The organism is Bacteroides ndongoniae (assembly GCF_900108345.1).
GTDB lineage: Bacteria > Bacteroidota > Bacteroidia > Bacteroidales > Bacteroidaceae > Bacteroides > Bacteroides ndongoniae.
In genome coordinates, this window is the sequence record NZ_FNVV01000012.1 from 562,511 (window position 1) to 578,122 (window position 15,612).

Here is a 15,612-nt window from a genome sequence, read left to right on the forward strand (position 1 = left end):
GGCTGTTTTTTTCTCTAGTTAGGGAATAATTTTTTTCTAACTGGGAAAATATTTTTTCCTAACTGGGGAAAAATATCTGCTCACAAAGCTTTGTGAGAGTTTCACTAACGTTTATAGATGTTGTAGTTTGAATAAAAAGGGGCTTCTGTCAGAATTCTCATCGGACAGAAGCCCCGAACTATTCATTATCCTAAAAAGGAACTTTTATTTTTTCTCTTTCAAGGAGAATTCATCAAACCAGAATTCCAAGTTGTCGGCCGGTGTCTGGAGCTTGTATGAGTTCAGTCCGGGAGTGCCTGAAGTATGAGGTTTCAGAACCAGCTTCAGCAAAATGTTTTCCGGGATGTCCAATGTGATGGAATATTGTTTCCATTCGGTACCAACAGTTTCTGAAGTCAGGCAGTACAAGTCACCACTGGCACCACTTTCTTTTTGCTTGATAACCGTTTTCCCATTTTCCTTTACTAATGATTTCCATTCTTTATAGAGCAGCTTCATGTCGGCTTGTGTCTCACACAAAGCAAGATTTACAGCCAAGGGGGCACTAGCCTGATTACTTTTAGCCCAGAAACTGAGTGTATATTTACCAGCCGGTACATTCTGGATACACATTGACATATCGGTGCTATACCAGTTACCCAATTTACTGTTACTATACTTCATCGAACGATTACTTTCATCAGCACCGGTAGTCTTATCTATAGTTAAAGCAGCTGTGTTGTGGTTGAGCACCCACCAACGGTTTACAAAGTTCAGTGCATTTTCGTATTCAATATCCGAACGCGGACCTACCTTGGGCTGCATCGAAGCATCAAGATCGGTTTCGAAGCCACCGTTAACTACATATTCGGCACCGTCGTCTACGTTGCCATCACCACCACCAGGTACGCTTACTTCAATAGGTTTATAGTAGCGGATGTACTTGACATTCATTTGTTTCGGGAAGATGGTTTCATCGATACCCCACTGACCGCCCCATCCACCGCCAACGGCAATGTTCATGATGAGGTAGAAGGGCTGGTCGAACGGCCAGTAATCGAGTGTCATGCCTTCTTCTTTCTCGGCTGTACAAACTACTTCGTTATCAAACAATACCTGAATCATTTCTTCGTCCCATACCAAAGAGTAGAGGTGATAGTTCGATTCAAGTGTAGGCGAACTAGTATTACCCGACCAACGTTCAGCCAATCCGTCGTTGGTAGCTTGCGTATGCAGGGTTACATAATACGTGTTATGGTCTTCGGTGTTACCCCATACGTATTCCATAATGTCTATCTCAGCATATTTGCCTTCCAGAGCATCTGTCGGTCTCATCCAGAAAGCCGGCCATACACCACGACCTGTAGGTATTTTGGCTGCAATATCCAGACGACCATACTGGAAGTCTACTTTGCCTTTGGTAGTCAATTCGGCAGATGAATAATCGAAATGATAGGGTTCACCTGTCCATTTGTTAATACCTTCGTGCGGATCCTTGAATGCTTCTATCACTAAATCACCACCTTCGATGCGTGAAGTACGAGGATCATCCTTCAGATAATCTTGTGCCTCTTCGTTGCGCATGTAACCTTCATCGTAATTCCAATAAGCTGAATTTGGACGTCCGTCTTGATCGAATTCTTCCGACCAAACCAGTTCGTAACCTTGGTAACCGGCGGTATCCAAGCGCTCGTATAAAGGATAGTTGACATCCTTCAGAGAGATTGATTCGTCCGCGCAGGAGGCGAGGCCTGCTAGCAAACCTCCTCCTATCAACAGATTTAATATTAATTTATTTGTCATTTTCGTAGTATTCATTCGTTAAACTTCTTTATTTTGAAGATATTGGTTATTCCCATCCCGGGTTCTGAGTCAAGTTGGGATTAACAAATGTCTCGTTCTGTGGAATCGGGTACAGGTACATCTTGTCTTTCCAGATACGGTTTTGCACCAGTTGGCGAGTGTACTCGAAAGTAGGTCCGTTCTTACGGATGTGTACACCGTAGATCTGCTCTACCACGTTACCAATCTTCCAACGGCGGATATCCCAGAAGCGGTGGTCTTCGAATGCCAGTTCGACGCGACGTTCGTGACGTACAGCTGTACGGAACGAATTCTGGTCACCGGCACCTTTAACGTCGGGCATACCTGCAGCCTGGCGTACTTGGTTCAAAGCCTGTCGGGCAGAGATTGTGCAGTTGGCATCTGTGTAGTCAGGACCTTGCCATTCGTTCAATGCTTCAGCGTAGTTCAGCAATACTTCTGCATAACGGTAGGTTGGGAAGTGGTGATTCTTACTTACAGTGTTCGGTGGTGTTAAAACTACCGTTTCATTTACTAACTTCTTCAGGTAATAGCCTGTCAAAGTAGCACCTGTTACAGGGGCTCCGAAACGACCACCTTCGTAAGTATCAATCTGCGTTTTCATAAATTTCATGCCATTGGCAAGCACTGTACGATAGAAACGCGGGTCACGAGTTGGGTTACCTGCCTTATCATAATACATATTCTGTACATGTGTGGCATTGTTCCAACTGAAAGGTGTTCCGTCTTTCATCTCAAATTCATCCACAAGGTTCTGAGTCGGAGTATTTCCACTGTTTGTACCGTTAGCAAAACCAATGGGCAGGTTACGAGTTTCGAATGTCAGGCTGGCATTGTTACGAGTCTCAAAAATCAATTGTGGCGATTTCAATACAGCGTCACCCAGATTCGGATCGTACAACGGATCTTCATCTATAGCAGGAAGACTGTAGTAATTCATTGCAATGACATCGTGGGCAGCTTCAGCTGCGGCTTTCCAAGCTGCAGAAGCATCGCCGTCACAGAGCAACGGGCTAGCTGCATAAAGCAAAGCACGAGCACGGATAGCAAGAGCTGCTCCTTTGGTTACACGACCGGTTTCACCAAAGAAATCATTGTGGCTTAACGGAAGTTCGTCTGCTACCGAAGCGCATTCGGTTGCTACGAAATTCAGTATTTCTGTAGCTTTGGTCTTAGTTACGCTGTTGATTTCGTCCAACTCCATCGGTTCGGTAAGCAAGGGTACATCGCCGTAACGTTTTACCAGTTCGAAGTAATAAAGGGCACGAAGCACTCTTACTTCACGCAATGACATCCGTGCTTTCTCGATGTTATCCGGATAGTTAGAATCCCACTTATGACGTTCCAGATTTTCTTCAGAGTAATCACGCAGGAACATATTGATGTCATAAATTACCTGATAGTATTCGCTCCACTTATTATCGATCTGGTTCAGCGGGCTCCATACATCGTTGTAGATGTCATATACGGCGTTGCTTTCCCACGTATATACAGCATTGTCAGTAGCGGCTTCGCGCAGAGCACCACCAATGTGATCTCCAAAATCATCGGGAAGTGAACGGTAAGCGGCATTACCCAAAGCCAATACGTTGTCGAAATAGCCGTAGGCTTCCTCCTGAGTCTTACCCTGTGATTCGTCGAAGTCCAGGAAATCGCATCCCCCCAAAGTGAGGGATGCGGCTATAATTAAAGCTAATTTTTTCATATTGCGTTTAGTCTTGTTTTTAGAAGTTAATGTTCACACCTACAAACACCGACATCAAGTCTGGATAGTTGATCGAGAGGTCTTCACAGTTCAGGTACTTCACATGGTCAAGCGAGAACAGGTTGTTGCCACGGAGATATACTTGGCACTGATCCATCTTCATGCTGCTAATCCACTTTTTCGGCAGGTTGTAATAGATGTTGAGATTACGCAGTTTGAAGAAGGCACCGTTCTCCAGCCATTCTGTACTGTTACGGAAGTTGTTGGCGTTGTCCAGCGTTGTCAGACGCGGTGCAGTTGCTACACCCTTGGTGTCCTCAGTCCAACGTACTCGGTCTTCCAGATACCATTTGCTCAAGTTACTGTTGTTGTTACGCAACGGCCAGTATACAGACTGAGTATTTAACATACGGCTGTATTGTCCGGCTCCTTGGAACACAGCGTCTATACCGAATCCTTTGTATTCAAAGCCTAAGTTGATACCGTAGTAGATGCCCGGTATTGAAGAAGAATGACCAATGGCAACTTCGTCATATGAGTCAATCTTACCATCACCATTTTGGTCCTTGTACTTGATGTCTCCCGGACGTACGGCTGAGAACATCTGTTTGGGGCTGTTGGCGATATCTGTTTCATCACGGAAGTAACCGATGGCTTCCAGTCCATAAAGTTGTCCGATACGGTCACCTTTCTTGTACAGATAGTCATAAGGTTTGTAGCCTTCACCATTTTCATCAATGCAAGTACGCAGGTACGAGAAGGTTCCACCTACATAATATTTGAAGTTTTCGCCTACTTTATCTTCCCAATTCAAGCCTAAATCGAGACCTTTAGAATTGGTTTCACCCATGTTCAGCTGAGGAATGCCTGTACCGATAACGCTTGAATACAAGTTGGAAGCTGAGATCAGTGTGTTCGTACGTTTATCATAGAAAGCGTCAGCTGTCAGTGACAAACGGTTGAACAAACGCATGTCGATACCAAAGTTATACTTGTCTGCCAATTCGATGTCCAAGTTGGATACAGCCAAGTTGCCGGCATGAAGACCACCGAAACCGGCTGGAGTATCTTTGAAGAGACCACCACCGCAGCTTACCCAGTAACGTTCATCAAGGTCGTAAGCGATGTTATCGTTACCCGAACGTCCCCATGATGCACGAATCTTGAAATAGTCGATTACGTTACTTGCGTTTTTCCAGAAAGATTCGTTCGAAAGTACCCATGCAGCTGATATGGCAGGATAAGTACGGAACTTATCGCCATCGCTTAACACACTTGTACCACTATAGTTTACTACTACGTCTACCAGATAACGGTTGTCGTAGTTGTAACCACCGGTGAAGATGACCGACTGGCGTTTGCGGCTGTTGTTACGTCCCAGCGGAGTATAAGATTCCTGACGATACATCAAGTTTCCATTTACGGCGTGGAGACCGAAAGCACGGTCGTAGCCTACTCGTCCGTCGATAACCAAACGCATGAACTGGCTGTTCAGACCACCGTTGGAGATAGAAAGGGCTTTTTCTTCACCACCTACATTACGCAGAATTTCGTATTCACCCAATACAGCACCCGGGATAACAGTCAGTGCTTCGTATTCATATTCCTGTGAACCAGTTTCCTGATAAACGGCACTGTTGTCATACGAAATACCAACTTCTGCTTTAAGGCCTTTAGTTACCGGTGACAAGTCTTGATAGATACGAAGATCGGACTGCAACATACGTTCATCGGTACGGAAGTAACCATTTTCAGCAATCTCAGCAATAGGATTGATTTTGAAAATATTGTTACTACCCCAATAGCCGTTGGTTGTACGGATAGGGAATGCACCTGAAGGAACATGGAACAGATTACCAAAGATATTGGCTTCTGATTCGCGTGGGCGATTGTTCTCGTGCAACAGACCAAACATATTCAATGCAACTCGTGTATAATCGGTTACGTCAATATCCAAGTTCATACGGGCATCAAGACGATACTTTTTAAATTGTGCATCGTAACGACCGGTTGAGTTCACCAGATCTGTGTCCAAAATACCTTGGTCGTTCTTATAGTTGATAGCAGTATAATAGCGTACTCGTTTACCACCTCCACGGAAAGTCAAGTTCAGCTGATGGTTGGTGGTATAGTCACGCAAGGCGGTTCCCATCCAGTCTACATTAGGGAATGCGTCAGGGTTGGATCCGTTGCGGAAAGCATCAAATGCGGTAGCGTCGTATTCTAATGACAAGCCATCATAGTAGAGCGCTTCATTGCGCATTTGTGCATACGTAACACCATCTACAAATTCCGGCTGATTGATGGGCAATCCCATACCATAGGTATAGTTTACATCAATATCGCGACGGTTGTACTGTCCGCGTTTAGTGGTTACTACTACTACACCATTGGCACCACGTGTTCCCCACAGTGCTGTAGCAGCACCGTCTTTCAATACAGAGATGCTTTCTACTTCGAGCATGTTGAGGTAGTCCAAGGTACGGGGAATACCATCTACAACGATGAGTGGAGATTGTGATGATTGTGAACCACCGCCACGTACCATCAGGGTAGCACCATCAGTCCAGCCAGTGTTTTGCTTTACAATCAAGCCCGGCAACATACCGTACAGTGAGTTTCCTACGTTGAAGGTAGAGTTGTTGGCAATCTTTTCACCAGACAAAGTTGACACAGCTTGTGTCTGTTCACGGCCGCTTTGCAATTTGCTGCGGTTTTCTGTATAAGTATCCAGATCTTCCAGGCAAATTTCTAATGATTCGCCTTTAACCCATACCCGTTTCTTTTGACTGTCGGCATATACTATTTCAATGTATTCACCTTGGTTAGCGTTTAGGGTAAATACGCCTTTCTGGTCGGTGATGGATTTTTCAGTAGGATGTCCTACTGTAGTAACCAAAGCACCCAGTACAGGTTCGCCTTGGGCATCCTTCACTACACCCGTAATTTTTTGTTGCGCCATTGCCGAAACCGAGAATAGGCAGGCGAGCGCTAATACGGAAATATATTTCTTTTTCATGCTTGCTAAATTCTTTAGTTAAATCCTTTCCTTATTCCCAGCCGGGGTTTTGTACCAAGCCGTATTTCTTGTTAATTTCATCCAAAGGAATAGGGCACAGATAGTATTTATCATCCCAATTGTCAATCCATAAATGTTGATTGGGTGATTCCTCTTTAAATTCATATCTGAAGTTTACGTAGTTGCCATTTACCTTTTCTCCTTCCGGATAAGTACGCAAACGGACAATCTTACGAGCTTTCAGGTAATCGCTGTGTTTCCAGCGGTTGATGTCATAATAGCGAACCTCTTCCCAACCGAATTCCAAAGCACGTTCGCGAAGGATAGCCTCGCGCAAGGCTACACCCGGAGCAGCAGTCTCTTTGGTAACGTGAGGCATCTGTACACGGTCGCGGAGCAGATTTATATAATCGTAAGCATCGCGTCCGAATTCGTCTTTCTGTTCTGCTTTTCCCAGTTCGTTCATGGCTTCAGCAATGTTCAGATAGATTTCCGGCAAGCGGAGCAGACAGCAATTGTAGAACTTGTTCTGCAATTCGTTCAGGTGATCCTGATAGTATTTGCGTATACCTATACCAAAATATCCTAAACCTGCCCAACGCCAGTTCTGGCCACCACCCATGTCTTGGGGTTGTTCACGACCTCCCTTGTAGATTTCTGCCTTGCGTCCCCAAAACTTGTCACCTGTTACGATGAGAGTCTCATACAAACGAGGGTCGCGGGTCATCTCAAAATCTTCTGTAAAGAACGGATGAGCGCGGTGTTCGGGGTTATCCCAGCTGAAATCGCTACCATCTTTCATGGGGAACATGTCACAATACCACATGGTTGGGTCACCTGTTCCATAACGGGTCTGAGTTACGTTATAGGAGTTCAAATCCCATTTAATATAACGGTGACTACTGATTAAGGTTTCGTGATTGTAACGGTCAAAATAACCGGAGCAGAAGCTTTTACGCGGATCACCGTTGTCTACCAGTTTATATACATTGTTGTTTTTAGCATTCTCACGTAAGAAAGCCAGTCCAGCTTCCAAAGCATCTTGCCAACGGCTTTGTTGATAATCACCCCACCATGTGTAGTGATTCTGTGATGCTTCGCCATCTTTGAAAGGTTGGTCACTGTTAAAAAGCGGACTTGCAGCAAAAGTTAAGAAACGCGATTTTAGAGCCAAAGCACCGGCTTTTGTCATACGGCCGTCGTCGTTGGCTTCTACGTCCCAAGGTAATTTCTTGGCAGCGTCGTCAATCAGGGTGCTGATTTTTTCTACCGCTTCAGCAATGGTCATACGGGTCATTTTCATATCATCCGAAGGCTTATAGGCATGGTCAATCCATGGCATACCACCATAGTTACGGAAAATGTCCACGTTGTGGTAAGCTATAATCATTTCTGCTTCTCCTTTGCGACGGGTCTTTTCTTCTTCAGTCATGTCTGGAACGCGGTCTACATTCTCCAAGAAAATATGGGCTTGGCGGATTCCATATATAGCCGAAAATTTACCATCGGCCCGGCCATAATCCATTCGGTAAGCGGCACCGCTATAATTTGACGCGGTCACTTGTCCTTTATGATATTCAGTACCTCCACTTTTTCGACATGTACCCAAATCTGTGATACTTTCCAAGGATCCCCATGAAAGACGTCCATTGATAGGGGTATGGTCGGGTAGAGAGTGATATACCTGTGCTAATTGCTGTTCGGCATAGATTTTATTTCCGAATACGGAATCTATATTCATCTCGTCACTCAACGGTTTTTCCAGAAAAGCGTTTCCGAACTTGATATCGTCGCATCCCGCTCCCACGCACAGCAGTGAAGCCAAAGCGAGACCTTTTATTATATGTTTCATATTCTACAAGGTTTAGAAAGTGATGTTTACACCTAAGTTATAAATACGGGTTACCGGATACTTGGTGTTTTGCCAACCAATCACAAATTCCGGGTCCATCAGGTCGAACGGACTGAAGCAAAGGAGGTTGTAACCTGTTAGTTTCACACCTAACTGAGAAATACCCAGCTTCTTTAGTGCGGGGCGATCATTAAAGTTGTAACCTATAGAAACGTCTTTCAGCTTGATGTATGAGCCGTCAACAATCCACATATCTGAGTTGTATGAATTGTAATTAGAGCTTGTTCTTGAGAAACGTGGATATTTTGCAGTAGCGGCTGTTTCCGGTGTCCAACGCCCGTCTACTTGGAATTGCATCAAACCGCGGCTTTCGCCAGAGAAGGGTCTGCGGAAAGCATCTATTAATGAAATAGAGCGTTCAGCAGTTCCTGTCCAGTTCATAGCAAAGAAGAAGCCTTTATAGTCGGCGCTCAGATTTAAACCGAATGTGTAGTTTGGGCGTGTCGGGTAACCTACCTGACATTGGTCATCGGGGTCAATGACACCATCTCCATTTAAATCTTTGTACATGATGTCGCCCGGATAGACTGGAACTTGTGGTTTTGCTAGTCCTTCTTTCAGTTCACCGTCCTTTCCGTTTACGAAGTCATCGAATCCATAAAAGCGTTCTACTACGTAGCCAAATTGTGCACCTACTTCACGGCCGGTACGCCACAAATAAGGTTCGTTCGGTTCTACTTCATCCTGGAAGACAATCTTATTCTTGGCATACGACATGTTGGCATTGATGTTGTAGTGGAAGTCATTGCCGATACGGTCATCCCATGTTACTTCCAATTCATAACCTTGGTTCTTTACTTTACCCATGTTGACTACAGGCAACAGACTGGAGCTAAGGGCTGTCAGTGAAGGAATGGTCTTACGAGAGATCAAGATGTCTTTACGATCTTCACGGAAATATTCGGCTGTTACTTTCAGACGGTTATCCAAGAAGTTCATGTCCACACCATAGTTCTGTTTCAAAGCAGTTTCCCATGTTACGTCCTTATTGCCCAGACGTTGCTCAACGGAACCTTTCCACCAAGAGTTGTTTTCGTAACCGAAGTTGTATCCCCATTGCTCTTCTTTCCAGCTACCGCCTTCGTTGTATTGCAAATTCACTTTATAGCTGTCGGGTAAGTACAGGTAACGGTTACTGCTCATGTTGTCGTTACCTACCAGACCCATACTACCACGTACTTTCAAGAAGTCGAATACTTGTTGGTTCTTCATAAAAGGCTCTTCTGTGACAACCCATCCCAAAGATATAGCGGGGAAAGTACCGAATCGTTTGTCCGGAGCAAAGTTCTCAGAACCATTGTAACCAATGTTGAACTCGGCCAAATAGCGTGATTTGTAATCGTATGTAACACGACCTACCAAACCGACATAGGCTGTAGGCAGGTAAGGTAATTGTGACGGATAGTATTTCTTACTTTGGTTGTACAGCAACAGGGCACTGACATTGTGTGAACCGAATTTGCGTGCATAACGGATGCTGGCTTCCATATACCAGTCACGACTACGGCCGGTACTTTCGCTATAACCAGGCTTGGAGTTAGCTCCGCTGATGCGATATACTACGTTGTCGTTGAAGTTTGGGTCACCAGGAAGCAAACCAGAACCGTTCACTTCTCCTTCGTAATAGGGGGTCCAGATTTCGATCTGACTGGAACTTCTTGTTCGATTCTTTGTGAAGGTATATCCTGTATTGTAGGCTGCTTTCACTTCCACTGACAGACCTTTAGTTAACATATCTAATTTTTGTACTAGGTGCATGTCTAGATTCATGGTATTATTAAGAACTGTGCTGCCCCCCTTACCATAAATATTTGTAAATGGATCTACCATTATTATTTTTTCAAAACGTGGCGCTGTAACCATCGGTTTGCCATCTACCAATCCTGGGCTAGCAAAGGGCTGTGCAAGTCCTAAGTTTTCCCAGAAGCGGGAATCTGCAGGCTGTTGACGGTCGCCTACTACACCACCGATACCTAATTTCAGAGTAGTGGATTTACTGATTTCGTAATCCAGGTTAGTACGGTAGTTGTAACGGCTGTATTTATAACCGTAACCTTGGCCAAAGTCTTTCATCAAACCGTCCTGATAGAGGTAACCTACAGAGATAAAGTAACGCATGCGTTCTGTCCCTCCGGAGATGTTTAAGTTGTGCTGCGTTTGTACAGCTGCATCTTTTACCATGTAGTCGTACCAGTCCATGTCCGGATAAAGGAGGGGTTGATCTCCAAGACGGAAACGTTCCAAAGCATAAGCATCAAAGACGTCTTTTGTAGCACCGGCATTACGTTCAAATTCGTTATACATAGTCGCGTAGGTGTAAGAGTCAGCATAATCTACCCAATTGGATATTTGTTGAACACCTACAGAAGAACTGAGAGAAATCTTAGTTTTACCTTCAACGCCACGGCGGGTTGTTACCAAGATAACACCGTTAGCACCACGTACACCGAATACAGCAGTAGCAGAAGCATCCTTCAATACAGAGATACTTTCGATTTCGTTCGGGTCCATCTGGAAGAAGGAACGTTCTACACCGTCCACCAGGATCAGCGGAGACGCACCACTTTCAGTCAATGAACCGACACCACGAACGAAGATCTTCGGATCTTCAGCACCTGGCTGTCCGGAACCTTGTACAGAAGACAAACCGGTGATTTTACCGGCAAGTGAGTTAGCAACACTGGCATTAGGCGAAACCAACAGTTCGTCAGTCTTTACTGAAGAAATGGCACCGGTCAGTGTCTCTTTCTTCTGCACGCCGTAGGCTACGACTGTTACTTCGGCCAACTCGTTGAATTGTTCTTGCAATACAACTTTTACTTGTTTTTTCCCATTCAGGGGAATCTCCTGGGTTTCGTAACCGATAAACGAAACTACCAGAATTGCGTTTTTCACGTCGGGCACAGAGAGGCGGAAGTTTCCATCTATATCCGTGATGGCTCCTCCACCCGCGTTCTTCACTTGAACCGTTGCCCCGATTACAGGCTCGTTTGATGCGTCTTTCACTTCACCCGTTACCACAGCTTGCTGTGCGAACGAAATCAGGAAAGAACACATCATAAACATCAACGCCCAAAGGCGTTTGCTGTTTTGTTTTAGTTCATTCATGTTGTTAAAATTAAGATTAGATGGTTGAAAAATTGTTTTACGATGCGAAAGTATATCTTCAATCTCATAAAAATGTGTAAAAACGTACAAAACAAGAACCCATTTCGTCCAAAGCTGCTATAAAACGTCTGTACAGGCCTTCTGACGCATGTATTCTACCTGTTAGATCCTATCGAACATCCAGTTTCAGGTGTACGGAAGTTCCTTCGGAAAGCCATACAGTGACGCGGGTTTTACCATCGGTAGGTTCCAAAATGGCCGTTTGATGTGTACCTGTTTTCTGCTTCCATTGTCCGTCGAGCACTAAGGTTGCGCAGGTGGCACTGGACCGCCAACGGTATGTTTTGTCGGGAACGGGACGAAGGTCGGGACAGCACAAAACAAGGTCGAGTTCTTGTCCGGAAGCGTCGCAACGTTCCATCGCCAACAGGGCAGTGTCGGCCGAACGAAGTTTGCCGTAAGTTAGGTTGTCGGATGGGGCAAACAAGGCATAGGCTACAGTACCCGTCGGGCGATGTTGGAGCACATGCAACGAGTCTTCCTGTGCCAGTATGCGGAACAGGTCTTTATCGATGCGGCGTGCAGTCTGTTTCAGCCCTTCGGCTGTTGTGCCCGGTATTACATAAAAGGCATACCGTTTGTTTTGAGGTTTCACGCCATGGTCGATGAAAGCCTTTGCGGCTAATACGTTGCGGAATATGTTTGCTTCCAGACCTTTCAACGAGGGAGTAGACTGCATGTTATAGATCACTTCTACAGCTTCGTTTGCGGCAGGCAGATAGTAGCCGGTTCCGGCAGGAGTAAGCAGATAGTGCTTGCGGTTGGCGGCCAGGCGCAGGGTGTCTCCCTGGGCAGGTTCTGTGCCGTCTACCATAAACGGCAGATCGCCTTTGCCGATGTGTTGGAACAGGTTGGTGGCAGTCTGCCAGGTGTCGGGGTAATCGCCTACGGCGGAAATACCTGTACCGAGGCTTACCAATATACCGTCGAATGCGAATACAGATTTACAGAAAGTCAGGTTGGTGGGGGTGTAACGACGGTTTCCCCACGAATCTCCCTGGTCGAAGGCGGCGGCGAACATGCCGCAGTCGCCCCACGAAAGGGCGCCCGAGAAGTTGGTTGTCAGGGTATACTGGTCGAAGCGGTCGGTGTCATTCCCATTGGGAAGAAGGTCTTTCCATGTAGGATAGTGGACGGTGGTACTGCCGCAAGGCATGTTCCAGTCCCATCCGGCTGCCAGTTGTGACGGGTCGGAGGGGTAACCCGATCGGGCTAGGTTGCCTTCGTAGACGATTTCCAGGGTACCATGCGACTGATAGCGTCCGAAACGATTCTGACGGGAGTAAAGCTCACCGCCCCAGAAGCGGGTAGTAGGGCAACGCATGGTTGCCACCCAGTCGCCGTAGCGATAGACTCCAGCGGGGCTGTAGTTGAACGAGTAGAAGCCGTCGAGATTGCAGACTCCGGCCTCTTTGTACTTGTCGGTCTTGAAGAAGTAGTTGTAGCAGGCGGCAAGTTCGTGGTCGATGCCTGTCCCCAGAATGTCGCCTCCGATGGCGATGAGTTCGTCGAACAAAGCTTGGGTGAAGCTGACTTGTGTGCCTGTATAAGGATGGCGTCCGCCCAAAGACGCGGCAAAGTGGCGGTTGTCATCCGATGTAGAGCGGGTTGCCATGAGGTAGGTAGCGACTACGGCCTGAGCCACATGGTTGTATGCTGTTTCCGTAATGCGGTATGTGGTACCTTTCAGGCGGCCCATGTATTGCACCCATGTGCGGTAGGAGTACATGTAGCCGTTGTAGTGGGTATTGTGGTGGAAGCCTGTTCCGTCAGGTTTCAGAACATCGCCTCCGCCCGGAACGTATTGTGCGCAGCCTGATAGGAAATGCGAGAAGGCTTTGAGGTCGGCTACTGCTTGCTGATTGTCGGGATTGTGGATGGCGCATACGAAGAGATGTTGCAATACGTTGTACAGGTAGTCCGAGTTTATCTGTCGTCTCAGCTCGCTGTCTGTCAGGTAGGTACGGTCAAACTCTATCAGTTCCTTGACTCCCGCAATGAGGCGTGTGCGGCGCAGTGAGTCGCATGCGGGTAGGGCGCTGAGCAGATCGGCGGGTAGTTGGCGTACGCTGCCATAAGCGCTGTAGACAAGTTTCGGCATCTGTTCGATGACGGAATCTTTGCTTAAATAGTCCAGATAAGCGTCCAGACGCTCCGCAGCTCCGGATTTACCACTCAGTTTGGCGTATGCCAGTGCGCGCACGGTGGCAGCTATATGAGGGGTTTGTTCCTTGCTGATGGTTGGCAGCGGAGTAAACAGGTCTTCGCTTAGGGCGGCTTCTACTTCGGCCGCAGTGGCTTTGGGTTGTGCCAGCGGATAGGCCGCACGCAGTTTGTTCAGGTCGTTCAGTTCTGTCGGAGTAGGGTTTTGTGCTATCGTCTGCCCTACCGACAGTATCAGACTACATAGTAAAATTAACGTTTTCATCATATTGATTTTTAGAGTTTCCTGTTTTACTTGTTTCTTTCTGGGACATAGTGTCCGTTGTATGGCTGTTTCAGTTGATGTATCTCCATCCATTCTTTTAATAGTTGGCGATGTGCTTCGAGTACTTCTGCATAACGTTTCTCAATGGCGAGATTACGCATTTCGCCACGGTCGGCATGCATGTCGTAAAGTTGTTCGCGGTAACGTCCTTTATCGTAGAGTACATACTTGTAGTGTGGAGTCCGGAGTGCCCATCCGCGAGTGCCTCCACCTTTGTCAAAAGTCGTTTCGGTCACTATATAGGGCTGATGAGGCGTCTGGTTGTCGGCCTGTTCGGCCAGTTGTTTAAATGAAACGCCATGCAGTCCTTTCGGTTCGTCTGTTCCGGCCCATTGGCAAACGGCAGAGAAGAAGTCGGTTCCGTTGTTGACCAGTTGTTCTGATACTTTTCCGGCATTCTTCTTGGCGGGTAGGGTGACGATGAGGGGTACGTTGATTACCTCTTCGTACAACGCTGACTTCTGATTCCAGCGGTGTGCTCCCATACCGTCGCCGTGGTCGCTGGTGAAAATAACAACGGTGTTTTCCCATAAGTCTTGTGCGTCCAGTTCATTGATGATTTTACCGATTTCCGTATCTACCTTTTCGACTAACCGGAAATAACAGGAACGGTAGCGACGCCAATCGTCGGGAGTAAAGTCGGCTGTGGGATAGGCTGAATAATTCATCCGTTTTTCGTAGCTGATGACGTCGGCATCGTAGGGCTGACGTTCGAAGTTGAGCGGGAGCCCCGGCCATTCGTCTTCCGGCAGGGAGGGTAGATTGCCATGTGGCAGGTTTTGACTGCGGGCAAATTCGCAGATATTGTGTGGATTGTCAAAGCTGGCCACGAGAAAGAATGGGCGGTTATGCTTTTGTCGCAGAAAGTTTACACAGGCTTCGGCCAGACCGTTGTCGCGGAACGGATGAATGGTGGTAAAACCAAATTCGCCATCGGGCATGGCGGCTGTGTGCACGTGCCACTTGCCAGCATAAGCGCAATCGTATCCGGCGGCAGACAAGAGATGCCCCAATGTCCGGTTGTGCAGGGAGTCGGGCAGTGGGACATTGTTTTTGTCCATCCCTATTTCGTAGGGAGAATATCCGGTGAACATGGCTGCACGGGAGGGACCGCTTAGCGGGGCCGCGCAATAGGCATTGCGGAACAGGACGCCTGCTGCTGCCAGTCGGTCCATGTTGGGGGTGTGAATATCACTGTTGCCGGCACAACTCATTGCCGTAGCCGATTGCTGGTCGGTAATGATGAAGAGGATATTGGGGCGCTGTTGTGCCCAGGAGGCCAGTGGGAGGCCGGCCAATATCCATGTGAGTGCCCGTGTCGGACGGATAGATTTAGGTTCGTTCATAGGTTCTTGTCTATTATGAAATCTGGTGTCGAAGTCTTGTGTTTCAGAGGTACTTCTTATGCGTTTCTGGAATGCAAGTGTGGCTCGCGAGCGACACTTGCACGGCTCGCGAGCCGTACAAGTGTTTCAGATGAGCCGTGCAAGTGTCCCAGAAATGGGGTATAAATGCCT

Annotated in this window: 7 protein-coding genes; all 7 read right to left on the reverse strand. The window is 46.9% G+C overall.

What is annotated here, in order from left to right; translation table 11 throughout:
* Positions 1-204: 204 nt before the first annotated feature.
* Complete coding sequence (locus tag BQ5591_RS02515; RefSeq protein WP_159434418.1) at positions 205-1,782, reverse strand: family 16 glycosylhydrolase; 1,578 nt, start codon at positions 1,780-1,782, stop codon at positions 205-207.
* A gap of 46 nt (positions 1,783-1,828) precedes the next feature.
* Complete coding sequence (locus tag BQ5591_RS02520) at positions 1,829-3,508, reverse strand: RagB/SusD family nutrient uptake outer membrane protein (protein WP_071148310.1); 1,680 nt, start codon at positions 3,506-3,508, stop codon at positions 1,829-1,831.
* 19 nt (positions 3,509-3,527) lie between these two features.
* The gene (locus BQ5591_RS02525) at positions 3,528-6,527 is read right to left on the reverse strand and encodes a SusC/RagA family TonB-linked outer membrane protein (protein WP_071148311.1); all 3,000 of its coding nucleotides are present in this window, start codon (positions 6,525-6,527) and stop codon (positions 3,528-3,530) included.
* A 31-nt stretch (positions 6,528-6,558) separates the two neighbouring features.
* Positions 6,559-8,379, reverse strand: a complete 1,821-nt coding sequence (locus BQ5591_RS02530; RefSeq protein WP_071148312.1) for a RagB/SusD family nutrient uptake outer membrane protein — start codon at positions 8,377-8,379, stop codon at positions 6,559-6,561.
* 12 nt (positions 8,380-8,391) lie between these two features.
* Positions 8,392-11,547: a SusC/RagA family TonB-linked outer membrane protein gene (locus tag BQ5591_RS02535; protein WP_235817027.1), complete on the reverse strand. Its 3,156-nt coding sequence runs from the start codon at positions 11,545-11,547 to the stop codon at positions 8,392-8,394.
* 169 nt (positions 11,548-11,716) lie between these two features.
* The gene (locus BQ5591_RS02540) at positions 11,717-14,038 is read right to left on the reverse strand and encodes a chondroitinase family polysaccharide lyase (protein ID WP_071148313.1); all 2,322 of its coding nucleotides are present in this window, start codon (positions 14,036-14,038) and stop codon (positions 11,717-11,719) included.
* A gap of 23 nt (positions 14,039-14,061) precedes the next feature.
* The gene (locus tag BQ5591_RS02545; protein ID WP_083380855.1) at positions 14,062-15,441 is read right to left on the reverse strand and encodes a sulfatase family protein; all 1,380 of its coding nucleotides are present in this window, start codon (positions 15,439-15,441) and stop codon (positions 14,062-14,064) included.
* Positions 15,442-15,612: the final 171 nt, after the last annotated feature.

Excerpts from the sequence above, each read along its gene's own strand:
- BQ5591_RS02515 (WP_159434418.1), bottom strand. The coding sequence starts at position 1,782 with ATGACAAATAAATTAATATTAAATCTGTTGATAGGAGGAGGTTTGCTA.
- BQ5591_RS02535 (WP_235817027.1), bottom strand. The coding sequence starts at position 11,547 with ATGAATGAACTAAAACAAAACAGCAAACGCCTTTGGGCGTTGATGTTT.
- BQ5591_RS02530 (WP_071148312.1), bottom strand. The coding sequence starts at position 8,379 with ATGAAACATATAATAAAAGGTCTCGCTTTGGCTTCACTGCTGTGCGTG.
- BQ5591_RS02525 (WP_071148311.1), bottom strand. The coding sequence starts at position 6,527 with ATGAAAAAGAAATATATTTCCGTATTAGCGCTCGCCTGCCTATTCTCG.
- BQ5591_RS02520 (WP_071148310.1), bottom strand. The coding sequence starts at position 3,508 with ATGAAAAAATTAGCTTTAATTATAGCCGCATCCCTCACTTTGGGGGGA.
- BQ5591_RS02540 (WP_071148313.1), bottom strand. The coding sequence starts at position 14,038 with ATGATGAAAACGTTAATTTTACTATGTAGTCTGATACTGTCGGTAGGG.
- BQ5591_RS02545 (WP_083380855.1), bottom strand. The coding sequence starts at position 15,441 with ATGAACGAACCTAAATCTATCCGTCCGACACGGGCACTCACATGGATA.